The 23,267-nt window shown below is 62.6% G+C and carries 23 protein-coding genes; 10 read left to right on the forward strand and 13 right to left on the reverse strand.

All coding sequences use genetic code 11. The features are described 5' to 3' along the window. Positions 1-50 precede the first annotated feature (50 nt). Entirely contained in the window at positions 51-992 is a 942-nt protein-coding gene (locus LVE68_RS11990; protein ID WP_232940641.1) for an aldo/keto reductase, read from the forward strand. Further along, on the forward strand, positions 989-1,687 hold the full coding sequence (locus tag LVE68_RS11995) for a DUF6064 family protein (RefSeq protein WP_232940642.1): 699 nt from the start codon (positions 989-991) through the stop codon (positions 1,685-1,687). The genes LVE68_RS11990 and LVE68_RS11995 overlap by 4 nt, the downstream gene beginning before the upstream one ends. A gap of 10 nt (positions 1,688-1,697) precedes the next feature. On the opposite strand, the gene LVE68_RS12000 is transcribed toward LVE68_RS11995, so the two are convergent. After that, positions 1,698-2,573 (reverse strand): alpha/beta hydrolase, encoded by an 876-nt coding sequence (locus LVE68_RS12000; RefSeq protein WP_232940643.1) that lies wholly within the window; start codon positions 2,571-2,573, stop codon positions 1,698-1,700. A 159-nt stretch (positions 2,574-2,732) separates the two neighbouring features. Between LVE68_RS12000 and LVE68_RS12005 the strand changes: the two genes are divergently transcribed. The 4 genes from LVE68_RS12005 to LVE68_RS12020 all read left to right on the forward strand — a co-directional run bounded on the left by LVE68_RS12005 (position 2,733) and on the right by LVE68_RS12020 (position 4,292). After that, positions 2,733-3,017 (forward strand): hypothetical protein, encoded by a 285-nt coding sequence (locus tag LVE68_RS12005; protein ID WP_232940644.1) that lies wholly within the window; start codon positions 2,733-2,735, stop codon positions 3,015-3,017. Positions 3,018-3,156: 139 nt separating this feature from the next. Further along, entirely contained in the window at positions 3,157-3,330 is a 174-nt protein-coding gene (locus LVE68_RS12010; RefSeq protein ID WP_232940645.1) for a hypothetical protein, read from the forward strand. A 90-nt stretch (positions 3,331-3,420) separates the two neighbouring features. Beyond that, complete coding sequence (locus LVE68_RS12015; protein ID WP_232940646.1) at positions 3,421-3,591, forward strand: type II secretion system protein M; 171 nt, start codon at positions 3,421-3,423, stop codon at positions 3,589-3,591. 374 nt (positions 3,592-3,965) lie between these two features. Next, on the forward strand, positions 3,966-4,292 hold the full coding sequence (locus LVE68_RS12020) for a hypothetical protein (protein WP_232940647.1): 327 nt from the start codon (positions 3,966-3,968) through the stop codon (positions 4,290-4,292). An 11-nt stretch (positions 4,293-4,303) separates the two neighbouring features. Here the strand turns inward: LVE68_RS12020 and LVE68_RS12025 are convergent, their stop codons facing one another. Continuing rightward, complete coding sequence (locus LVE68_RS12025) at positions 4,304-6,373, reverse strand: winged helix-turn-helix domain-containing protein (protein WP_232940648.1); 2,070 nt, start codon at positions 6,371-6,373, stop codon at positions 4,304-4,306. A 165-nt stretch (positions 6,374-6,538) separates the two neighbouring features. Here LVE68_RS12025 and LVE68_RS12030 point away from each other — a divergent pair, with 165 nt between their 5' ends. Continuing rightward, entirely contained in the window at positions 6,539-8,410 is a 1,872-nt protein-coding gene (locus tag LVE68_RS12030) for a serine hydrolase domain-containing protein (RefSeq protein WP_232940649.1), read from the forward strand. A 32-nt stretch (positions 8,411-8,442) separates the two neighbouring features. Here the strand turns inward: LVE68_RS12030 and LVE68_RS12035 are convergent, their stop codons facing one another. The 11 genes from LVE68_RS12035 to gshB form a co-directional block, all read right to left on the reverse strand. Continuing rightward, complete coding sequence (locus LVE68_RS12035; protein WP_232940650.1) at positions 8,443-9,006, reverse strand: DUF3833 domain-containing protein; 564 nt, start codon at positions 9,004-9,006, stop codon at positions 8,443-8,445. A gap of 76 nt (positions 9,007-9,082) precedes the next feature. Further along, positions 9,083-10,666 carry a tetratricopeptide repeat-containing sulfotransferase family protein gene (locus LVE68_RS12040; protein ID WP_232940651.1) on the reverse strand — a complete coding sequence of 528 codons (1,584 nt, stop codon included), beginning with the start codon at positions 10,664-10,666 and terminating at the stop codon, positions 9,083-9,085. A gap of 131 nt (positions 10,667-10,797) precedes the next feature. Continuing rightward, on the reverse strand, positions 10,798-13,071 hold the full coding sequence (locus LVE68_RS12045) for a TonB-dependent receptor (RefSeq protein ID WP_232940652.1): 2,274 nt from the start codon (positions 13,069-13,071) through the stop codon (positions 10,798-10,800). 565 nt (positions 13,072-13,636) lie between these two features. Further along, positions 13,637-14,878, reverse strand: a complete 1,242-nt coding sequence (locus tag LVE68_RS12050; protein ID WP_232940653.1) for a heme biosynthesis HemY N-terminal domain-containing protein — start codon at positions 14,876-14,878, stop codon at positions 13,637-13,639. Then, entirely contained in the window at positions 14,875-16,242 is a 1,368-nt protein-coding gene (locus LVE68_RS12055; protein WP_232940654.1) for a uroporphyrinogen-III C-methyltransferase, read from the reverse strand. Before LVE68_RS12055 ends, LVE68_RS12050 begins: the two co-directional genes overlap by 4 nt. A 118-nt stretch (positions 16,243-16,360) precedes the next feature. Continuing rightward, positions 16,361-17,134, reverse strand: a complete 774-nt coding sequence (locus LVE68_RS12060; protein ID WP_232940655.1) for a uroporphyrinogen-III synthase — start codon at positions 17,132-17,134, stop codon at positions 16,361-16,363. Positions 17,135-17,138: 4 nt separating this feature from the next. Then, positions 17,139-18,056 (reverse strand): hydroxymethylbilane synthase, encoded by a 918-nt coding sequence (gene hemC / locus LVE68_RS12065; protein WP_232940656.1) that lies wholly within the window; start codon positions 18,054-18,056, stop codon positions 17,139-17,141. Positions 18,057-18,126: 70 nt separating this feature from the next. Then, positions 18,127-18,558, reverse strand: coding sequence for a Holliday junction resolvase RuvX (gene ruvX, locus LVE68_RS12070; protein ID WP_232940657.1), 432 nt, complete (start codon positions 18,556-18,558; stop codon positions 18,127-18,129). Continuing rightward, entirely contained in the window at positions 18,558-19,142 is a 585-nt protein-coding gene (locus LVE68_RS12075) for a YqgE/AlgH family protein (protein ID WP_232940658.1), read from the reverse strand. Before LVE68_RS12075 ends, ruvX begins: the two co-directional genes overlap by 1 nt. A gap of 65 nt (positions 19,143-19,207) precedes the next feature. Beyond that, positions 19,208-20,116, reverse strand: coding sequence for an energy transducer TonB (locus LVE68_RS12080; RefSeq protein WP_232940659.1), 909 nt, complete (start codon positions 20,114-20,116; stop codon positions 19,208-19,210). 167 nt (positions 20,117-20,283) lie between these two features. Continuing rightward, on the reverse strand, positions 20,284-21,240 hold the full coding sequence (gshB, locus tag LVE68_RS12085; RefSeq protein ID WP_232940660.1) for a glutathione synthase: 957 nt from the start codon (positions 21,238-21,240) through the stop codon (positions 20,284-20,286). A gap of 330 nt (positions 21,241-21,570) precedes the next feature. On the opposite strand from gshB, the gene pilG reads away from it, so the two are divergent. The 3 genes from pilG (at position 21,571) to LVE68_RS12100 (ending at position 23,131) form a co-directional block, all read left to right on the forward strand. Further along, entirely contained in the window at positions 21,571-21,966 is a 396-nt protein-coding gene (gene pilG / locus LVE68_RS12090; RefSeq protein WP_091515145.1) for a twitching motility response regulator PilG, read from the forward strand. 244 nt (positions 21,967-22,210) lie between these two features. Further along, the gene (gene pilH / locus LVE68_RS12095) at positions 22,211-22,573 is read left to right on the forward strand and encodes a twitching motility response regulator PilH (RefSeq protein ID WP_232940661.1); all 363 of its coding nucleotides are present in this window, start codon (positions 22,211-22,213) and stop codon (positions 22,571-22,573) included. A gap of 15 nt (positions 22,574-22,588) precedes the next feature. After that, positions 22,589-23,131 (forward strand): chemotaxis protein CheW, encoded by a 543-nt coding sequence (locus LVE68_RS12100; RefSeq protein WP_232940662.1) that lies wholly within the window; start codon positions 22,589-22,591, stop codon positions 23,129-23,131. Positions 23,132-23,267 lie beyond the last annotated feature (136 nt).

Genomic DNA, 23,267 nt, shown 5'->3' on the forward strand with positions numbered 1-23,267 from the left:
CCTGAGTCCCTTAAACCCGCTACGCCACTCAATTCCGGGAGGCAGCAAGCATGACGACAAACACTCACGCGAAGACTGGCCGCCGGCAATTCCTCAAGCTGGTGTCTACGGGTCTGGCTGCCATGGCAATGTCCCCGGTACTGCGAGCCGCACCCGATGGCCTGTTGCGCAAGGCGATCCCCGCCACCGGCGAGCAACTGCCGGTGATCGGGCTGGGTACCTGGCAGACGTTCAACGTGGGCAGCGACCCGGAATTGCTGGATGCCCGTACCGAGGTGCTGCGGGCATTTTTCGATCATGGTGGCGGGCTGGTGGATTCCTCCCCGATGTACGGCTCGGCACCGGATGTGATGGGCTATGCCCTGAAAAAACTGGGTGTGCCCGAGTCACTGTTTTCCGCCGAGAAAGTCTGGAGCCCGGCGGGCGGATCCGCCCGGGAACAGTTCCAGCAGCTCGCGGCGCGCTGGGGCCTGCCGGAATTCAACCTGCTGCAGGTGCACAACCTGGTGGACTGGCGACAGCAGCTTGAAACCCTGCGCGAGCTGAAGGCGGAGGGCAGGATCCAGTATATCGGTATCACCACTTCGCACGGCCGCCGCCACCGGGAGTTCGAGCGGGTAATGGCATCTGAAGACATCGATTTCGCCCAGCTGACCTATAACATCACCCACCGGGAAGTGGAGGCCCGGCTGCTGCCGCTGGCACGGGAGCGGGGTATTGCGGTAATCGCCAACCGGCCCTACGACGGTGGTCGCCTGATCAAGGGCCTGAAACGCAGCGAAAATGTCCCCGCCTGGGCCAGGGAGGAGTGCGGCTGCCAGACCTGGGCCGACTTCCTGCTGAAGTTTATTGTCAGCCACCCGGCGGTGAACTGCGCCATTCCCGCCACCACCCGGGTCGAGCACCTGAACGAGAATATGCGGGCTGGCAATAAACCGCTGCCATCCCCCGACTGCCGCCGGAAAATGATCCGGCATATCGAGTCGCTATGAGCGAATGGTCCAGCTACCGCCTGGAGGATTTCATTCCCTTTACCGCGGATGTCTATTATCGCCTGCTGGAACGGATGGGCGAGGATTTCTGGCCGCTGCACCTGCTCACCCTTTTGCTGGGAGGCGTAATTATTGTACTTGTCCTGCGTGGGCGTGCGCGTCTCGCCTGCCTGCTACTCGCCCCGGCGTGGGTCTTTGTGGGGGTGGGGTATTTCATGCTGCGCTACGGTGAGCTCAACTGGGCCGGGCAGGATATCGGCTGGGGGTTTGTGCTTGAGGGGATCATGCTCGCCGCAGTCGGTGCCAGCGGGCTCGGTATCGATCACGCGCCACGATTCAAAACCCTACCGGTGATGCTTGGTGCGCTGCTGGGAGTGCTGGGATTGTTCGGCTTGCCAGTGATTGCCCCGCTGCTGGGCTACGGCTGGTTCCAGGCGGAGACCTTCGCCATCCACCCGGCGCCCACCGCAATAATGACGCTGGGTGTGGTACTGGTGGCGCTCCGTGGCATCGGCCTGTGGGTGGCCGCGGTTATACCCCTGGCCTGGATTGCAATTTCGGGGATGACGTTACTGGTGCTCGAGGCACCCTGGGCACCGCTAACCTTTACCGTCCTGGCAGCGGGGCTGCTCGGCCTGGTGTGGAAAACTGTGGCCGGGCTCAGGCGGTTGCGCGGAGGCGGGGCTCCCGCCTGAGTTGGCAGGTTTAGTTCGGCGTACCGATGGCCTGCAGCTGCTGCACCAGAGTTGCGAACGCCGGCGTGCCCGGGTGGATCCAGTCGAAGTGGCCCGCGCCCGGTTCCAGCACTCGGTTTACTTCGGGTCCGCCCAGCCGCTCGAACTGTGCCCTCGGCACGATCGGGTCCAGCTCTCCCTGAAGCAGTGTGACCGGGGCAGTAATCTTCCGTTCCGCCGGATTGGCTTCGGTGTAGGCATTGCCGTTTACCTCCGGCATGCTGCCCATAAACTGCGGTGTCGCCTGCTGGCAACTGTTGTCTCCGGCCGCGTACAGCTTGATATCCGTGATCGCGGCCAGGCCCACGGCAGAAACCGGGGGTGCTTTCCCCGGAAACATTTGCTCCCAGTCCGACGCCGCCAGCAGCGCCAGGTGGCCGCCGGCGGAATGTCCTATCAGGATAACCTGGTCGGGCGAGACCCCAAACGCCCCGAGTGCCGGCAGTGCACGGATCCCGCGCTGGATATCGTCATAGCTGGTGGGCCAGCCTCCTCCGGTCTCGCCGCTGCGGCGGTATTCGAGGTTCCATACCGGGTAGCCATGGCGCGCCAGCGCCGTCGCGAGTGGAAAGGTGTGGGTAATATCGTAGGCGCTTAACCAGCAACCGCCGTGGATCAATATGATCAGCGATCCGCTGGATTCTGTGTTTTTCTGTGGCAGCCACAAGAGGCCGTACTGGCTTGGGTCATCGCCGTAGGCAATTTTGTGTTGGTGTGGCCGGTGGGGCAGGGCGGTGGTGTCGGAGTAGGCCGGATTTGCCGATACAGGTGCATAGCCATCGATGGTGTTATGAGCATCACCGGGAAAAAGCATGGCCGTAGCCAGTAACAAGCTGAGATGGCCCATAAAAGCCTCCTGGTTATTAGTTGGAACTGCTGTGCTACCTCCGCGAACTGTTCCCGGCTGACCTGGCTCCTGCAATTGCTTCAGCCCGGGGCTCCAGTGATAGTATCGCTTTAATGGTTTGTAAGGGACTTTCAATCAGGCTTAATCAAGGATTTTAGAATGGGGGTAGGGGATAACTCGGCGAATGACACCGAGGGACGGGCTGCTGAAAAGCTGGGAGGACAGTCCGGGCGCGAGTTTTTTATTGTGGTTCTGCTCGCAATCATCGGGTCAGAGATGATCTTTGCCAGGTTGGGCTTTGACTACAACATGTTCTCCGATCCTTTCAACTTATCCAGTTTGTTGTTTGATCTCGGCATATATGCACTGCTTTGTCTTGTGGTGACGAGACTGTATCGCCTGCTGTCGATTGCCTGGCGAGCGTTTATAAATTGGTTTTATTGAGTGCCATGGCAGAGTGCAAGGCGCATGGTGATCCCGGGACCGAGAGCTCCGTTTTTCCGAGCGCAGGCCGGGTGTGCTGTTACGATACATATTCATGTATTGTTGGAAGTTTTCGGTGTAAATAAAAATAGGGATGATAATGACCAGATATTTGATGGGGATGGTTTCCGGGATGTTATTGGCACTGGTTGGTTACCTGGCCCAGGCGGCCAGCCTGCCGCCCCGGGATACTTTCTGGCTGTCCGCAATGTTGCTGTTGATGATAGGCCTGATCACCTTTGCCACATTCAGGGTCAAGGCTTTTCGCGATTAACCCGGCGTGCTGTCGGGTGAGGCTGTTTACAGTTTCGAAGTATTTCGGGTATCGGTAATTGTGTGCCTGGATAACAAGGAGGGACAACTGATGCAAAATGAGCAATCCGCCAGGGAGGCATTCAAACAATGGTGGCAGAGTGCCTCCAGCATCGAGCAGCGCGCCCTGATCACCCTGGGGGTGATTCTCAGCGGGGTCCTGGTTTTTTGTGCTGGGGTGCAGGCAGGCAAGATCGCTGCGATGCTGTTATCGGCAAATTAGCAGAGAACCCGGTTAGCGGATTCAATATTTTCTGTCGTTGTCGGGGGGTGCTCTCTTCCCGGGGATCCCGGCTCCGGGATGTCCCGGGTAGATTACACGCCAACCGTCGTTAGCTATCAGTCCACGGCGGCGGCATGACCGCAGGATGCCCGTTCATCTATCACCGCGCGGACTTCCCCGATGCGGACTATGATGGCGTGGTAGTGTCGGGAAGGGTGGTCGGTGTCGGTTTATATCGGCGCCGATGGCGGTGAAGAGGGCGTCAAGCTGGAAGGCGGGCCCTGGCAGCCGGGGCGCTCTTAAAAAAATCCTGGCACCTGGATTGACGCTGGCGCCTTTTCCCGGGAGCGGCGCAGGTACTGTGGAGGAATAAAATGGAATTCCTGATTTTATTGATCGTGCTGGTCGCCCTGCTGGTGCTGCCGCTCAAGATGGCGGCGGCCATGTTGGGGGCCCGCAATACCGGCGCCTTCTATTGCCTGTTTGCGTTACTGCTGGCGGTAATCATCCAGCGTTTTGTCGGCGGCATGATTCCCGGGGTGACTGCGGAATGGGGCATGCTGATCACCATTCCGCTCGCGGCCATTGCCTACATGCTGGTGCTGGGTACCGGATTCCTCAAGGCGATCCTGATTGCCATCGTGCAGGGGCTGATCATGGTCGGTGCAGTCATCCTGTTTGGCGGGCTCCTTGCGGCATAAGCCCGCTTTCGTCAGTCGCTGACCGGGGCCAGTGACAGTTTTACCAGGTCGCTCTCTGCCAGCATCGACCTGACCCCGATCATGCGGTCCGCCCGTGGATGCAGGTCAAAGTGCAGCCGGAAGCGGTTGTGGGCCAGCAGCCGCTCCATCCGCCTGCCATCGTCCAGTCTGATACGCACTACGAAGGCATCGTTGCCGCGATGCTCGGTGTAATACAGCCAGTCTCCCCGGACCTGCCAGCGATTGGGCTGGGCTGAGGCCACTTTGCCCAGTTCCCGCCTCGCAGCGGCCTGGTCCACGCTCACGAGCAGCCATGCCCGATTTTGTTCGTCGATGGCAACCGCGCGGCCATCTGCGAGGATGCGCAGGGCGGCGTATCCGTGCAGTAACGGGGCGTGCCGGCCGGTTCCGGGCTGGAAGCGATAGATTACTGACGCACCTTTTTCGCGCCTGGCGTAGAAGAGGGCACTGCTGTCCGCTGACCAGGTGGGGGCGCTGGCGAGATCCAGGTCGCTGGTAAGGTAGTGCAGCTCCCCGCCTTCACCGGAAACCGTGAACAGGCGGCGCCCGGCGATACCCGCCACCATGGTGCCATCGGGACTGGCCTGCAGGGCCTGTATCCGAGTCTCCACCGGCAGTGATACCAGTGTTTTCCGCCGTTGTTGCGGGTCCTGGCGCTGAATGTAGAGCCGGTCGCGAGCCAGTGACGCGTAGAAGAGACGTTCGCCGCCGCGGGAGTAATGAGGGAAATCCTCCGCGCCGGGCAGGTCAAAGCGATCTGCAGCCATTAATGATTTGGCGGCGAAGGGATCCGGCTGCTCCTCCAGGTCGAGGAAGTTGCCGTTATGGCGGCGCATCAGGAAGCAGTCATTGCCACACTGGAAAAACAGGTCGTTGATAAAGCGGTCCGGTGTGGGCCGGGGCACAAAGCGGTCTTCATCCAACCGGTATTCCATTAGTTCGCCATTGAATCCCGACAGCCCGATGCGCAGTCCATCCGGGTGCCATGCCAGCCGGTCAACAGGAGTGGTGAGCAGGCGGGTATGCAGGAGTGTGCCTGTGGCCAGGTCCAGCACCAGCAGCTCCCGCTTGTTGTCCTCAAGCCCCCGCAGCAGGGCAAGCCGGCGGCCGTCATGGGATTCCCGCGCAAAGTAATCGCCCACACCGTTGACGCTCGGTGCCGTTAGCTGGTGCAGGGATTGCCGGGTGAGTTCCAGCCGCCAGATTCCCTGGGGCTGGCCGGCATCTTTCAGGTAGATGGCCTCGCCGGAGCGGGACCAGCCCTGCAGGTAGCGGCGCTGGCCATCTCCCTGTGGCAGCGGGCGCGGGTCGACAATACCGGTTTCCGGATCGTAGCCCGCCAGGTAGTGCTGTAGCTGTTCTCCCTGGCTGCGGGTATAGACCAGCCGGGTGCCGTCGGGGGACCAGTGGGCATTGGCGTAGTTGGCGCTGTCCCAGGTAAGCCGCTGCACGCGGCCGGAGGGCAGCTCCTTGGCGTAAAGCTGCAGGGTGTCGTCTTTACTGGCGCGGTGGGAAAACACCAGTCGCTCGGCAGCCGGGCTGTAGTCGGGACTTACCTCGGAGCCCGGGAGACCGGTCAGTTGCTCGATCACCGCTTCCGGTTCGCCGGCCCCATGACCATCAATGGCCGTCATCGCGATGGCGGCTACCAGGACCGCTGTGATACCGCTAGCGGCGATCGCGATGGCCATTCTGGACGTGCGCCTGCCTGTCGTGACTGGCCCCGTCCTGGCAATCAGTGCATAGCCTTTCAGGGGCAGGGTGCGGAGATAGCGGGGGTCCCGGGCATTGTCTCCCAGGGCCTCGCGCAGTTTCTTCACCATGGCCCGCACGGCATCGTCGCTCACCACCCGGTCCGGCCAGATCTGCCGGTTGATGGTATCGCGGCTCACCGTTTCACCGGCATGCTTTACCAGCAGTGCCAGGAAGGTACTGACCTGCGGCTCCAGCCGGTAGGTTTCTCCCCCGCGCGAGAGCTTGCCGTTGCGTGGGTCGAAATGGAACTCGCCAACCCGCCAGCTATCTGCGACGGGCTCGCCGGATTGTTTTTCTTTTTTCAAATCAGCCACTTACACCTTGTGACCGGCTGTGACCAGTGTCCCGCGCCGGCCTTCACAGGTGTTCACATTCCTTCCTTTGCGGACCGCAGTGGGCACGCCGATATTCCCCTCATTAAATCACAGCCATGCCCCTGCGGGCATGCCGACAAACCAGGGGGATCCCACATGAAAACACTGTTGTACTGCACCGTGGTATTGCTGATATACGCGACCGGCACTGTCGCCCAACCGGAAGCAGGTCCGCCGCGAAACCTCCACGAACTGGAGCAGGCGATTGAGGCTATCGGGGCCAGGGCCCGAACGCCGGGCCTTGCCGTCGCCCTGGTAGGTCACGGTGGGTTGCTGTGGCAGCACACCGCCGGCATGGCAGACCTGGCGGCAGGACGGCAGGTAACCGCCGACACACAGTTTCGGCTGGGGTCCATCTCCAAGATGTTTGTCAGCCTGGCGGTGATGAAACTGGTAGAGGAGGGCCGTGTCAGTCTCTCGGATCCCCTCGCCCGGCTGGCGCCGGAGATCGAGTTCCACAACCCCTGGGAAGGGAAGCACCCGGTACGACTGGTGCACCTGCTCAACCACAGCAGTGGCTGGGACGCGCCGCATTTCCCGGAACTGGTGTCCGCCGGGGGTGAGCCCATCAGTATCCGCGCAGCCCTGGCACTGCACCCGCATTCACGCACGTCACGCTGGGTGCCGGGATCCCGCTCGGCCTATAACAATACGGGCCCGTTAGTGGCCGCCTACATCGTGGAGAAGTTAGCGGGCATACCTTACGAGGAGTTCGTGCGGCGCCAGTTCTTTGTGCCGCTGGCTATGAACGACAGCGGTTACTTCTATTCGGACAACTATCGCTCACACGCTGCCACCCCCTACCGCAGGGGGCGGCCGCAAGGTTACTGGCACCTAAACAACCGCGCTGCCGGTGGGCTCAACAGTAGCCTTACGGACATGGTGAAATTCGTGCGTTTCCTGCTGCAGCGGGGTCGCGCCGGCGAAGACAGGTTGTTGTCCCCGGCATCACTGGTACAAATGGAAAGTCCCCGCGCAACGCTTGCCGCGGATGCCGGGCTGGAACTCGCCTGGGGGCTGGGCAACACTGTATTCCGGCACGATGACACGGTGTTTTTCGGCCATGAGGGAAGCCTGCCCGGTGCCCGTAGCCTGCTTGCCTACCAGCCGGAGCTGCAGAAGGGCTATGTGATCCTGGCCAACGGTGAAGGCCCGGCGGTGGCGGAAATTCACCGGCTGCTGTCGGCCTATATCGCCCGCACCAGCCAGCCGGCTGAAGTCCAGCCGGCACGTGCGCTGGCACAGGCAGACCTGGCCATGTCGGGCCTGTACCGCTCGATCAGCCCGGTCTCCGGTCGCTTTGGTTTTGTTGCCAGCCTGTTGCCCTGGAAGCTGCAGGTTCACGACGGTGTTATCACCGTCGGGCCGGTGCTGGGTGGCCCGGTGCGAGAACTGGTGGCGGGTTCCGGAAATACCTACCTGCAGCCGGACAGCGGGCGGGTGGCCCTGGTACGGGCTGAAGATCCCGTGGCGGGAGACGTGCTGCACTACGGGCCGCAGACACTGGTGAAGACCGGTGTGCTCGTCGCCTATGCGCCATTGCTGCTGTTGGTTCTCTGGCTCGTCTGTACCCTGGCCGGCCTGCTGATGGCACTGGTATGGCTGCCGCGGTTGCTACTGGGCCGCGGCTCCCGCGGCGCGAAGGTGGCGTTGCGGGCCTGGCCGATGCTTACCGTACTGGCGCTGGGAATGGCAATAGCGGGCGTGTTGCTGGCATTCGGTGGGCCGAGCCCCTACGCCGAGGCCGGTCGTGTCTCTGTGCCAACGCTGCTGGTATTCAGCGGTACCGTCCTGTTTCCGCTAATGGCACTGTGGAGCCTGCGGGTCTGGTTCCGCCACCGGGATGCGGGTATTGGTCAGGTGGGGCGTTTCACTTTCTGGCATGCCACTGCCATGGTGATGCTGAACCTGGCACTGGCTGCCTATATGTTCGGCTGGGGCCTGATGGGAATCCGGTTGTGGGCCTAGTGCCTGCAGCCAGCCGGGGCAGTGGCAGCAGCTCAGGGCTGCTGTCCCCGGATGATGGTCAGCACGATCTCGCCCACATTGAAGCCCCACTTGCTCAGGCTGGACTCGTTGATCAGCACCCTGTCGGACACCAGGTACATACGATCGTCGACATCCACCTCGATGGTGTCTCCCTTCCAGGGCACCTGCAGGGTATAGCGGATAAACATGGCGTTGCCGCTGACGCGGACCTTGGCCGGGCCGATCACGTCGCCGGCAGTGCCGGAGAAGGTACGCACGCCGGCACTGTCGGCTCCGGTGGGTACAAGGCGCCAGTCGCGGAACTGCACCTCGCCGTCGTCGAACACGAATCGTTCCTCCAGCAGGCCCTCGCCATTGTTCCAGCTGCCCTTAAGCTGCGCATTGAACGTGCGCGTCACGCGGCCGGAGCGATCCTTGAGGATGCCGTGCGCAGTCAGCGGGCCGCGGAAAAATTCTTCCGGCACAAACTGTGGTTGCCGGTCGCGATACGCGGAAACATCGGTACTGGAGCAGGCGGTCAGCAGCAGGCTGGCCGCGACAAGCAGGACTACACGGCGTATTGCAGTTCCGGGCATCGGGATATTCCTCTCGGAGGTTCGCAAAAGGACTCTACGCCGGCCAGCAATATCCGGATCAGGCAGTGGCGCGAACTCAGTCCACGGCAAGCCCTGCCTGCTCGAGCTTCTGGCGCAGTGGCGCCAGCTGCCCGGCAAACTCCCGCCAGCGTCCCACGGAGCGGGCGTGCAGGGGCTGGCGTACCTGGGAGGCACTGGCGGTGGCAGCGGCGGCCCCGGAGCGGTGGAACTCCAGGCAGGCCTCCTCGAACGGCAGGCCCAGGTAGTCCAGCAGCCGTTCCGTCTGCGTGCGCTGTTCCGCCACCAGCACATCGTAATTCACGCTGTACAGGCGGTCGCCAAGAAGTGCCTGCCAGTGATCCATCAGGGCCCGGTACTCCACGTAGTAGTCCGCCAGCTCGTCGAGCCGGTAAGAGTAGGGATAGGCATCGGCGAACAGCTGCTTGTAGATGGCGAAGCAGCTGTCCATCGGGTTGCGGTGAACGTGGACGAAGCGCGCCCGGGGAAAGGCTTTGGCCAGCAGCCCCAGGTAGAGGAAGTTGCCCGGTAACTTGTCGGTGAAACAGGGCACATCACCACGCAGGTGGCGGATGCTTCCCAGGTAAGTTTCGGCAGCTTCAGCCGGATTGATACTGGCCGCGGCCGCGGCGATCTCGGCATTGACCAGCCCGGGGACTGTGAGACCGGTGCTCCTTTTCACCGCCAGTGGCCACTGGTGGAGCTCTCCCAGCGGTTGCACCCGGGAGTGGCTGCCGAGGACCTGCTCCACGAGGGTGCTGCCGGAGCGTGGCAGGCCCAGGATAAATATCGGGGCAGCATCGCTGTCTGCGGTTTTTCCCGTGGCCGTGGACTCGAGCCAGTCCCGGTCGAACCCCTGCCGCAGGGTTTTGAACAGCGCCCGGTCCGCAGCCGGGGTGTAATCGGTACGGCGGCGCTGGGCCTCGGCGCCGGCATGGTAGTGGGTCCAGGCGCTGTCCCAGTCCTGCAGGTCCTCGTATTCCTTGCCGATGGCATAGTGCAGGAACGGGCGGCCGGGGTGGTTGGTGCCGAGCCCCGATACCAGTTTCTCCATCGCCTCGATATGCCCACGGTCCCCGGCCCGGTGGATCTTCGACAGCTGCCAGTGGCTGCGGTAGTGGCCGGGGTCCTGCTGCAGGGCCTGTTCGAGGTAGGTGCGTGCGCGTTCCTTTTCACCCAGGAAAACCTCTACCGAGGCGGCGTTGGAGAGGATGGCCATATCCGCCGGAGCCAGCGCGGCGGCGCGGCGGAACAGCGGGGCGGCCTTGTGCTGCTTGCCAATATGGCTGTACACCGTTGCCACCAGGTCCAGTAGCTTGGCGTTGTCGGCCAGCTGCGGAACACAGCGGTCGGCCTCCTGCTCTGCCTCCACATGCATACCGGCCTGCACCAGGCAACGGGCGCGCTGGGCGCGGGCATCAAAGCGCCCGGGGTCCAGTTGCAGAACCCGGTCGAAGGCCTTGAGTGCCATACCGGGTTTGCCACCCTCGGCTGCGGCAAGGCCCAGCACCAGGTGCGCATCCGGCTGGTCCGGGTCGCGCTGCAGTACCTCGATACTCAATCGGGTGGCGGTGCGCCAGTCCCGCCTCTGCATGGCGTCACGTACCTGCTGCAGGCGTCGGGCGATATCGGTGTCGGGCATGGCGTCAGTACCTCTGGGTTTGCATCTCGAGACGGCTGCCCGTTGATGTTAGCGGTTTTTCCGGGGACGGGAAAAGCGGGCACAAAAAAGCGGGGCCGGGCCCCGCTCAAGCATCCTGTGAGAGGTGGTTGTTAGAATTCGTAAGTAAAATTCAGGCCCATGGTGCGGGGCTGGCCGACGTAATAGAACTGGCCCCGTTCACCGTAGCGCTTGGCACTGCGCACACCCGAGAAGTAGTACTCGTCGGTGACATTGTCGAGGAACAGGGAAGCGCGCCACTGGTCGAGGCGGTAATCCGCTGACAGGTTGTAGACAACGTAGCTGTCCAGCACCTCATTGTCCGAGTTGTCGAACTCGTACAGCTCATCCTCGTAAGTAATATCATTCAGGCGGCTCTGGACCTCGTCCTTGTAATACGCGTTGCCGCGCAGGGTCAGCTCACCCACAGGAACCGGGATAAAGTAATCGAAGGCCGCGTTGAACTGCAGGTTGGGAACGCCGGGGAAGGCATCGCCGTCATAGCCACCAATCGCCAGCGCGTCACCATCCAGGCGATGGTCGTAATAGGTGACCCAGCCGCTGAGGGTCAGGTTATCGCTGACGGCCGCCTGGGTGGACAGTTCAATACCGTCGATCTGGCCCTGGTTGGCATTGCCGGTGATGTTGATGGCGGCAAGCTCGGACTTGGTGGGGACCTGCAGGTCTTTCCAGTCCACCCGGAACAGCGCGCCGTTGAAAATCATGGCACCGTCGGCGATGGTGGTGTGCCAGCCGAGTTCATAGTTGACCGCGGTATCGGAATCGTAGGCTTTCTCGCTGTCCAGCAGCTGGGCGCCGGCGTTGGTGCCGCCGCGACGGAACCCCTCGGCCACCGTGGCATAGAACATTACGTCAGCAGTGAAGTCATAAGCGGCATTGAACTTGAATACCGTGTCATCGATCGAACCGTCACGGACATCACATTCCGGCTCGACGGTGTCGCGGGTCCAGTACCAGTAGACGGGCAGGAGTGTGCAGTCGTAGGCGTAATTCTCTTCCTGCTCAAAGTATCGTGCACCCAGGGTGAACTGCAGCTGGTCATTGGCGTGGAAGGTTGCTTCACCGTATACCGCCTGTTCCTTGAAGGTGCTGTCGGCGAAGCGCCAGTACTCAAGCTCACCATACCCGGTATCGATGCCGGCCCAGTCCTGGTAGCCCGGGGTGTATTCACGGGCATCCAGCAGGGTGTCAGTCTCCTCGTAATAAACCCCGGCGATCCAGTCCAGCCAGTCCGGCGAATTGGACTCGGTGGAGAGGATACGGGTCTCGTGCACCAGGGATTCCGAGTTGTTGTCGTCCACCGTGAAGCCGGAGAACTCGGGGAAGTCACAGTAGCCAGGCCAGATGTCCACGCACAGCAGGTCGGTCTGGTCGCGGTTGCCGGTGCCTTCGTATTCAGCGATGGAGGTGGTCGAGAAGATTTCCACCAGGTCGGTATTGAGGCCAAGTTCCACATTGAACAGGTCGTCGCGGTTCTCGCGTACTTCCTCGTAGCGCAGTGCGGAACTGAAATCACCGCCAGTGAACTCCGGGTTCACTGCCTGGCGGCCGCCGGCGGTCTGGTCCTGCACGTAGTAGCTGGCCTGGGCGAAGAAAGTGTCGTTGGGCTCCCACCGCAGGGCAGCGCGGACGGAATTGGTTTCCTCGGTGTTGGCATCCTTGATGGTGCGCTCAGCATTGCTTACGCCCGGCTCAACCAGCACATTTTCATAGTCCACGAAGCCGGCGTCATCGACACGAGTGCCAGAGACGCGCAGGGCCAGCGTATCGGAAAGCGGCAGGTTGAAGACGCCGCTGACCTCACTTGAAATCCCGTCACTCTCGCTATTCTGCGAGATCTCTGTGCTGACAGAACCTTCCACTGCCTCGGTGTTGGGGTTGTTGAGGATATAGCGCAGGGTGCCGCCCATGGCGCCGCGCCCGTAGAGGGTGCCCTGGGGGCCGCGCAGGACTTCCACGCGATCGATATCCACCAGTTTGAAGTCGATCAGCAGCGGCGTGTCGTTGACGTAACGGGAGATGATGTCCTTACCACCCTGGTTCTCGGACGCCTGCAGGCCGCCGACGTTCATGCCGCGCAGTGTCACCAGGCCGGTGCTGCGGGCGCCCGCGTCGATCATCTGCATACCGGGGATAAACTGGGACATCTTGGTCAGGTCGTCGGCACCGACGTTCTGCAGGTCCTCACCGGTGACCGCGGTGATGTTGTAGGGGATCTCCTGGATAGATTCGGAACGACGGCTTGCGGTAACCGTGATTTCCTCGAGCTGGGTGGCATTGCTGCCGGCCTCCTGGGCCTGCAGCACCGCGGGTGTCGCGTTGGCAGCGATGGCCAGGGCAATCAGTTTCTTACTGTATCTCTTCATGGGAGCACCTTGGGTTTTCGTGTAGTTATGAATTTTTTGTCGCCCCTGTGGCTCCCCGCACAGGTGGCGCAATACACCTGTGACTTCCCTGCAAGGGGGGAGTTGAGAGGGCTCTGGGGGGATTGATCCCGCCGGGTTAAAAAACCAGATACAACTCGATGATTTTTCGTGGGCAGGTCAAGAGAGGGAAAAAGGGGGTTCCGCTACCGTGCCCGATAGCGTCAACTCAATTATCGAACCATTCGCTGAGGTAGAAGTCGCTGGAGCGAGCGCGGAGCGGGTCGCCCACAACGTGGGTGTATTTCAGCATAGCCATGTGTTCTTGTTAGCGATGTAAACCGTTGTACAAAAATGCGGGCATGCTGGCAAGCAGGCAGGCCCCCCAATTTGGCGAGCTGTCTGCAATATGCAAATTCCGCTGCGGAAAGTCAGGAATGACAGAAAGCCTGTTTCCTGAGAGCGCTCAGGCGGCGGTGCATGCGGAAACCCATTCGGTCCTGTTGCGCTACCTGCTGCGATTGGCTGGCTGGAACCAGGGTTGCATGAGCCGGCCCGGTACCTGGCATCAGTGGCTGCCGTGGGTGAAGGAGGCCGCCTCTCCCGGTAGTGGTAACTGCGGCAGGCTGGAAACAGCCTGGACCAGGCCTTCCTTGTAGAGCTCCGCCGCGTGCTCTTTTTCCCCCAGCGCGTGCAGCAATCGCGCCAGCTCCGCCGAGGTGGCGGGGTCCGAGCGCAGGGTCAGGCTCTTCTCGAAATGCTGCCGCGCCTTGCCCCAGAGCTCGTTGCGCAGGCACAGGCGGCCCAGGCAGGTGTACAGGTCCGCGTTCTCGCCGTATTCCTTCAGCCAGCCGTCGGCGACAGTCAGCTGCGCCGCGGCATCAGCGCCGGTCAGGCAGCCGTAGAGGCGACCCAGCTTCGCACGCCACTCATGGTTGAGGATCCAGCGCAGGTGCTTTTCCGCTTCCTCGTCACGCCCGACCAGGTGCAGTTGCTCGGCATAAAGCCCGCGCAGGTCCATATTGCGCTGCCAGCGGCCACTGAAACTCTGCCAGATATCGAACAGCTTCTCTGCATCCTGGCGGGCGCCGGCCTCCAGCAGCTGGTGCTGGTACACCTCCTGCTCCAGCTGCTGCATTTCCTCCTCGGGCATATTGGCGTGCTTTTCCAGGTCCGGCAGCAGTGCGCGCAGGTGATTCCAGTCTTCCAGCTGGTAGTAGGCCTGCTTCAGCATCTGCAGCACCGCCGGGTGTTTCGGTTCCACCTGCTTGGCCCGCTCGAGGCTGGCGATGCACTGCTCGTAATGCCTGTCCAGCAGCTGCATGCGCGCCTGGCTGAGTGCCACCGCCAGGCGGGTGTCATCGCCGCTCGCCTCCGCCTTGGCCAGCAGTTCGTTGGCCTCGTCCCGATAGCCCAGTTCGAAGGCACTGCGTGCCGCGGCGAGGTAGTTGATCAGCGGGGCGTCGGACCGGGGGGCGGATTTCAGCAGCTGGCGCCGGGCGCGGGCCCAGTTGCCCTCCATAAATTCCACCAGGCCGTTGGTAAGGCGGCGGCGTGCCACGCGGGTACGGCCGAAACGAATGCGGCTGACCCCGCCCTCGACACCGCGCAGCAGGCTGCGCAATAGCCAGAAGACCAGGAATAGCAGCAGCACCGCCAGGGCCACTGCGCCCACCGCCACCCACAGGTTCATTTCAATGCGCTTGCCGCCAACTGCCAGCAGCATATAGCCGGGATAACTGCGAATCATTTCGGTGAGGAACGCCCCGAACAGCAGGAACGCGAGCGCGGAGAACAGGAAGCGCTTCACGATGTCGCCCCCCCGTCTTCGGCCGGCCCGGGACTGGTGTTGTGCAGTCTCTCGATATAGTCGTGCAGGGCTTTCTGCGAGGCATTCAGGTCGGGCAATTCCGCTTCAATGGGCTCTTTTGCCATCGACTCGAGCTCGCGCACCAGGGCATCGCGGCGCTGGTTGGCAATACCGTAATCCAGCAGCAGCTGTCGCGCGCTTTTCAGGGAATCGCGATAGACGGTGCTGTCACCGCGCAGTACCGCCAGCTGCGCCTGCTCCATATTCAGCCGCAGGCTCTGGCGGAAACGTGCCTCGCTCTGGGGGGAGAGCAGTACCGGGTCGATATCGCCGTCGCGGATACGCACGGAATCCTTGAGAAAGCTGGTGAAGTTCTCCCAGCTGCGCTCCCAGGCCGGCTGTGTCGAATCCGCTGTATCATCTGGCGCCTCCTCTCCGGAAGCGCCCATTGCCAGGTCGAACTCCGGCTGGATACTGGCCTTCAGCATCTGTTCCTGCAGGGCGCCCAGGCGCAGGTACAGCCCCTGCTGGTCGATATCCTCGGCCATCTTCAGGTCGGTAATATCTCGCGCCAGTTGCTGGCGAACACCGTAGAGGTCGGGTCGGTCCACGCGGCGCAGGATGCGGTCCACTTCTTCCAGCAGGCCCAGGGCGGCGCGGCTGTCGCGTTCGAGCAGCAGGCGCTGGTTGGCCAGCCGCAGCAGGTAATCGGCCTCCGCCAGCTGCCAGTCGGTGCGGCTGACGTTACCCAGCTCGCCGAGGCGGCTGGACTGCGCCGCCAGCTCCCGTTGAAGTTGGGCCAGCTGCTGGCGCAGTTGGGCCACCGTGGTGCGCTGCTGGTTGAGTTCGCGCAGCATGTCTGCCATGGCCTGGGCCTGTTGTGCGGCCTGTTGGGCGCCGGGCTGGTGGGGTGGAGTGGAAACTCGGGCGCCGCTGTCCGGCGCTACCGGCTGCGGTATTGCCGAATCCCGCGAGCCTGCTTCAGCGGGCGAGGGCGTTGCGGGTTCGGGGGAAGCTGCGCTCTCACCTGTTCCGGTGGGGGTGTCATCCGCTGGCGCTGCGACGGTCGCGGTCGATTCGCGCTTGTCGCTGTCGGGTAGCAGTTCAATGGCCTGTTGCACACCCGCCTGGAATTGCGGCCAGTTGTACCAGGCCCATGCGCCACCGCCGCCCACCAGGGCGGCGGCCAGGAGCAGCCACAGCCAGCCGGAGCCGCTGCGCGACTTGTCCGCTTTCTTGCCGCCTTTGTCACCGTTTTTTTTGTCCGCGGCTGCCCGGGCAAAGTTGCTTTTGGGCTCCGCCTGGTCCGTGACCACAGGCACATCCATGTGATCCCCGGATTTTTTCGAGTTGTCGTCAGTCATGAGCTGGCAGGCACTGCAGTGGAAAATGTCGTCAAATTATAGCGACTCGCGGCATCCTTTATACGATCTCTGGCGCGGATTTGAAATTTTTTACCGCGATCGGGGCGGCCGGGACCGCTCAGCGGGAAAAGAACGCACGCAGGGCGGCAAGCATGGCGCGGTCACCGGCGTTGGCGGCGGCGGTTGCATGCTGGAAGCCCAGCGCCCGCGCCTGTTCAGCCACCCGCTCACTGGGACAGACCAGGGCGGCACGATAGAGCGCATCGCGGCCGCTGGTGCGAATACAGTGGGCCAGGTTGTCCAGCGTTTCACCGCTGTGGACGGTGATGGCGTCGGGTTGGACGCTGTAGCCTGCCAGCTCCCCCGCGGCGGCTCCCGGCAGGGTTCGATGGTAGAGCTCGCAGTAATCGACGCGCGCACCCCGCTCGCGCAGGGTCTCGCCGATCAGCGTGCGGCCGCCGGCACCGCGAAACACCAGTACGCGCTCGCCTTCCACCCGCTGCAGGGCCGGCAGCGCCAGCAGGGCTTCGGAATCCATACCGCCGCCGGCGCTGCTGCAGGTCACGTCGTGGCTTTCCAGGTCCCGTGCGGTGGCGGCGCCGATGGCATAGTAGCGGGGCCCGGCCGGCAGTTGTGGCCAGTAGCTGTCCAGCCAGTCGAATGCCAGCCGTACTGCGTTACGCGACACAAAGATGGCATGTTCCACCTGGTCGAAATCCAGTACCTGGTCCCTGATGCGCTGGCAGGCGGGGCCGGTATCAATGGGTTCGATCGCCAGCATGGGGATACTGTCCACGGTGGCGCCCGCGGCGGCGAGTTCCGCACACCAGTCAGTGGACTGGTGTGCGGGCCGGGTAGTGAGTACGCGCACACCGCGCAGTTCACTGGTCATGGGGTCAGAGGGCGGCCAGGATCTTGTCAGCGCCGCGGGCCAGCAGTTCCTCGGCCAAGGCGGTGCCGAGTGCGGCCGCCCCGGAGCGCGGACCGCGGGTTTCTGCACTGACAATTTCGCGGCCATCCGGGTCACCCACCAGGCCGCGCAACCACAGCTGGTCTCCCTCGAGTTCGGCGTAACAGCCGATGGGGATCTGGCAGCTGCCATTGAGGCGCGCCACCAGCGCCCGCTCGGCCGCCAGGCGATCTGCGGTGTCGCCATGGTGCAGCGGGGCAAGCAGGCGGTCGAGCTCGGCATCGCGGCGGGACTCGATGCCCACGGCACCCTGGCCGCCCGCCGGCAGCATGATCTCGGGGGCGATAAAGTCACGGATGCGCTCGCGCATCTCCAGGCGCAGCAGGCCGGCAGAGGCGAGGATAATGGCATCGAACTCGCCCGCATCCAGCTTGGCCAGTCGTGTATTGACGTTGCCGCGCAGGAACTTCACCTGCAGGTCGGGCCGGCGCGCGAGCACCTGGCACTGGCGGCGGAGGCTGGAGGTACCCACCACGGCGCCCTCCGGCAGTTCGTCGATGTGAGCGAAGTGATTGCTCACATAGGCGTCGCGGGGATCCTCTCGCTCACAAATCACCGGCAGGTGCAGGCCTTCCGGAAACTCCATGGGCACGTCCTTCATGGAGTGCACGGCGATATCGGCCCGGTCGTCGAGCATCGCTTTTTCCAGCTCTTTCACGAACAGGCCCTTGCCGCCCACCTTGGCCAGCGGGATATCCAGCAGCTGGTCGCCGCGGCTGGTCAGCGGCAGCAGTTCCACCGCGAGGCCGGGGTGGTGGAGCTCCAGCTGGTCCTTGACGAAATTGGCCTGCCACAGGGCAAGGGCGCTCTGCCGGGTGGCGATGCGGATGCGGTCTATAGCCATACTGCCTGGTTCGGTTGGGAAATGGGCCGCCAATTCTACCAGACCATAATGGCGCGGTGGGCGTGCGGGGTCAGTCGGTGGCGGCCCTGGCGCGCAGCCAGTCCTCCAGGAAGATACGGGCGGCGATGGAGTCCACCGGGTCCTCGGCGTAGTTGCCGCGATGGCCGCGCGCGGACGCCTCTTCTTTAGCGGCGCGGGTACTGAGTCGCTCATCCACCAGTTCCACCGGCAGGCCGGTACGGCCGTGGAGGCGTTGGGAGAACTTTCGAGCCCGGGCGCAGAACTCGCTCTCGCTGCCGTCCATGTTCAGCGGCAGTCCCACCAGCAGGTAGTGCGGCTGCCACTCGGCGACCAGGGCCTGCACCCGGTTCCAGTCGGGCTTGCCGTCCTTTGCCGGCAGTGGTGCCAGCTCCCGGGCGCTGCCGGTGAGGCTCTGGCCAAAGGCCAGGCCAATGGAGCGGGTGCCGAAATCAAAGGCCAGCGCGGTGACAGGTTTGGCCATCAGGCGTGACCCGCCTGCGAGCCCATGCCGGAAAGGTCAATGCCGTGGCGCGCCGCGGCGGTTTGCCAGCGTTTCTCGATGGGCGTGGCGAACAGGATCTCCGGCTCTGCCGGCAGGGTCAGCCAGGCGTTCTCCACCAGTTCCTGTTCCAGCTGTCCGGCGCCCCAGCCGGCGTAGCCGAGGGCCACCAGCACATCGTCCGGGCCGCGACCGGTGGCCAGGGACTCGAGGATGTCCCGCGAGGCAGTGAGACTGATATCGGGACTGACCTCGACAGTGGAATCGAACTGGGCCCCGGTACCGTGCAGGACAAACCCCTGTTCCGGGGACACCGGGCCACCCAGCAATACGACCTCGTCACCTCGGAGGCTGGCATCCTGCAGGGATAACTGCTCGAAAACCTCCTTCCAGTGCACCTTGCTTGGCACATTGATGACGATCGCCATGCTGCCGTCCGGGTTGTGCTCGCAGACGAAGGCGATGGTGTGGTGGAAGCGCGGATCCTGCATGCCGGGCATGGCGAGCAGGAATTGCCCCTTCAGGCTGGAGTGGGTCAGGTCGCTGTCGATATTGTCTCGGTGCATAAACTCAGTCTAGTCGGGGAGGCCGGGGGTGCCGGCGAGAACGCCCGGGCTCCGTGGTCCGGGGATTACCCCCGGGAGGGCATCTTGCCGGCGGCGGTGGAGAAGCCGGTCATTTCGAAGCGCCAGGTGCGGATGATTTCCAGTCGGTCGGCCTCCTTGCGGATCTCCGCCGGGAAGGGGGCGAATGGCGCCGCGAGGCGTACGATCTGCTGGGCGGCGTCGTCGAGCACGCGCTCGCCAGAGGACTCCAGGATAACAACTTCCTCCACTGCGCCCGTGGGCAGGAGTCGCACCATCATCCGCAGGCTGCCAGTGATCTGCTGTTGCAGGGCCTCCTCCGGGAAATTGTCATTGCCGACAGATTCCACTTTTTCCCGCCAGCCGTGCAGGTAGGCGGCGTCGGCTGAAGCCTTGGTAGCCACCGAAGTAAGCCGGCGGACCCGTGGGCGCTGGGCGATTGTCTGGCGGATCTTGTCCAGGCGGGCCTGCAGGCTGGCGATCTCCGGATTCACCTGCGGCAGGTCGGTGGGTGCATCACCGCGCTTCTCGTCGGAGCGCTTGTCCTCGGCCGGGAGCTCCGGCGCTTCGCGCGGGCTGTCGCCGATGGTTGTGACCAGTTGGCGTCGCTGGTCCGCCGGCCGGGCGGCCTGCTGCTGTGGCAGCGGGTTTACTTCCTGGATGCGGGTATCGGCGATTTCGGCGCGGCGGTTGCTCGACAGTTCCCTTGGTGTCTCGGCGGTACCACTGGCCTGCTGGTTGTGCTGTGCGAGGTAATCCGCATCTTCCGGCGCCTGCGTGGTGTGGTGTTGTGCCAGGGTCACTTCCAGGGTCGGCGGCGCCTGGCGACCTTCCGGCGCGGCAAAGGCCACGCCGAATATTACTATGGCGTGAAATGCACAGGCCAGGAACAGTGCGAAGACAAAGCGCTCGCCCTGGGCTGCCTGTGGATGGTTATTACTGGCGGTCGAGTTCATTCCGGTGATTGTGTACTGCTTATTATTTGCCCGCTGTGCTCGTCAGGTATCCCGGTGACTGCAATCACTGGTTTGCAGTGATGGTGCGGGATGACGCGGCACGGGATGCCCCGGTTACCTTGCCGGGGATTGATCCCCGGGGCCGCATCTACCGGCCGTTGGCCAGTCTATCCCTTTTTCCCCAGCAGGTCTGTGATCGCGTCCATGAGCAGCCCGCCGATATCGGTGCCGTAGGCCGCATCGATTTCGCGCACGCAGGTGGGGCTGGTGACATTGATCTCGGTGAGGTAATCACCGATCACGTCCAGGCCCACGAACAGCAGTCCCCTTTCCTTAAGGCTGGGAGCCACCTGCTCTACGATCCAGCGGTCGCGGTCGGTCAGCGGTCGTGCTTCCCCCCGTCCGCCTGCGGCGAGGTTGCCGCGGGTCTCGCCGGCTTCCGGGATCCGGGCGAGGCAGTAGGGTACCGCCTCGCCATTGACCACCAGGATGCGTTTGTCGCCGTCCTTGATTTCGGGGATGTAGCGCTGCCCCATAATCTGGCGGCGGCCGTTATCGGTTAGTGTTTCCAGTATCGCGCCCAGGTTGCTGCCGTCCGGCTTGCAGTGAAAGATGCCGGTACCGCCCATGCCGTCGAGCGGTTTGAAAATAACGTCCCGGTGGCTGGCATGGAAATCCCGCAGGCGCTGGATATTGCGGCTGACGATCAGGGGCGGGCAGCACTGGGGAAAGCTGGTGGCAAAAATCTTTTCATTGCAATCGCGCAGGGACTGGGGCCGGTTGACCACCAGGCAGCCCTCACGCGCGGCACCCTCCAGGATGTAAGTAGAGTAGAGGAATTCATTATCGAAGGGCGGGTCGACCCGCATCAGCAGGGTGTCGAGGTCGCCCAGCGGCATGTCCTGTACATCGCCGAGTGTGAACCAGTTCCCGGGGTCGTCGAACACTTCCAGGGGGCGCCCGCGTCCCATGGACCGGCCGTCCTCCAGGTAGAGGTCGCCCTGTTCGAAATACCAGAGCCGGAAGCCGCTGCGCTGTGCTGCCAAAAGCAGGGCCAGGGTGGTGTCTTTCTTGAACTGGATTTTGGCGATGGGGTCCATCACCACGCCGAGGGTCTGGCTCATAGGTAGGGGGTTCCGTTGCTGGTCGTCTTTGCCCGTGGCTAAAGTAAGGTCTGATCAATGGGGAGGCAACCGTTTCGGGCGACAATATACGCGAAAGTGCTCCGGGGTGGGGTGACGATAAATTGTGCATGCCGTCGAACAGGATTGGGACCGGTGGATTGTGCGATAGTTCTATGTTAAAAGTTCCCCTTGGCGTGCGACCCCGGCGAGTGCCCTGGAAAAGTGGCGCGGGGCGCCCAGACCCTGCTAGTGGTTCAAAGAAACGGCGCGGCAGCAAATAAGAACGGTTACCAGTGCCGAAAATAAATATTCAGGGGATACAACAACACTATGGAGCTGAACTGGGAAAGCCTGACGGTAATGGTGATCGACGACAGCAAGACGATCCGCCGCACCGCAGAAACTCTACTGCAAAAAGCGGGTTGTACCGTCGTCACGGCCACCGATGGCTTCGATGCATTGGCAAAAATTGCCGATTCCCGCCCCGATATCATCTTTGTCGATATCATGATGCCGCGCCTCGACGGCTACCAGACCTGCGCACTGATCAAAAACAACAGCGAATTCCGCGCAACCCCGGTAGTAATGCTCTCCAGTAAGGATGGCCTGTTCGATCGGGCAAAAGGGCGTGTTGTCGGCTGTGATCAATATTTAACCAAGCCGTTCAGCAAGAGTGAGCTGATGGGGGCGATTTCCGCTCACGCGAAGCCCCATCATGCGGCATAGGGCTGGTTGCGGATTGTGACTTTGCGCTCCCAGGTAGCGTAAGATAGGCGGCTTGTCCGCTGTCCGGCGGGGCCCGATCACGGTTCCAGCCGGGATAAAAAAGCAACAATAAAAAACTTAACAGGGTGTGCGGGTACCGGTTTCCGGTTTCCAGCCCGCCCAGCAAGACCAAAACAGTCACGCAGGCACTAGGCACTTTGGGGAATAAGTGGCCTGTGTGGCCAGAGAATGTCACGGGGAAGAAATGGCTAAGGTATTGATTGTTGACGACTCTCCGACAGAGACGCACAAGCTGACTACCATTCTGGAAAAGAACGGGCACTCGGTGCTTACCGCCACCAGTGGCGAAACCGGTGTGGATGTGGCACGCGAGCAGCGTCCGGATGTCATCCTGATGGACATCGTTATGCCGGGCCTCAATGGTTTCCAGGCTACGCGCCAGCTCAGCAAGGACAACCACACTACCGGTATCCCGATCATCATGGTCACTACCAAGGACCAGGATACCGATCGCGTCTGGGGCATGCGCCAGGGTGCGCGCGCCTACCTGACCAAGCCGGTGGCTGAGAGCAAGCTGTTGGGTGTGATCGAGGAGGTGTTGGCTTAAGCCAGCGGCAATCCGGTGCAGTCTGAACAGTCCCCCTATCTCGCGCTGGTTGATATTGCCAACCGCGCCAAGGCGCAGGCCGCAGGCCTGCCTGGCCGCCAGGAAGTAAAACCCTATTGGAGTGGTATTGGCTTTTCCCTGTTGGGGCATCGCTTTGTCGCTCCCATGGATGAAGTGGTGGAGCTGCTGGAAGTGCCGCCGCATACCTTTATCCCTGGTGTCCAGCCGTGGGTGCGGGGGGTGGCCAATGTCCGCGGGCGGTTGCTGCCCCTGTTCGACCTGGCAATGTTTTTCGGCGGTAGCCTGAGCAGTGGCCGCCACCAGCGCCGGGTGCTGGTGGTGGAGCATGAAAAGGTCTATGCCGGGCTGATCGTCGATGAGCTGCACGGTATGCAGCACCTGGCCCTGGAATATGCCCGCCGTGCGCCGGGAGATTTGCTGGAGCCTTTCGCGCCCATGATCAGCGGGCAGTTCCTGCGGCAGCAGGATCGCTGGCTCGTGTTCGATATGCTCGCCTTGATCAATGATTATCAGTTTATGGATGCCGCGGCTCACTGAGTACGCGGCATTCCTGTTTGTCCCGCGGGGGATGAACGCACAACAGGTGTCGCCGGCAGGCTGGTATTGTGTATTGCCGGGGCATCTATCGATCTTCGGTTCAACAGTGGTGAAAATAAGACGGCCTCAACAATAA

Origin of the sequence: Microbulbifer sp. YPW16 (assembly GCF_021290385.1) — a bacterium.
Lineage (GTDB): Bacteria > Pseudomonadota > Gammaproteobacteria > Pseudomonadales > Cellvibrionaceae > Microbulbifer > Microbulbifer zhoushanensis.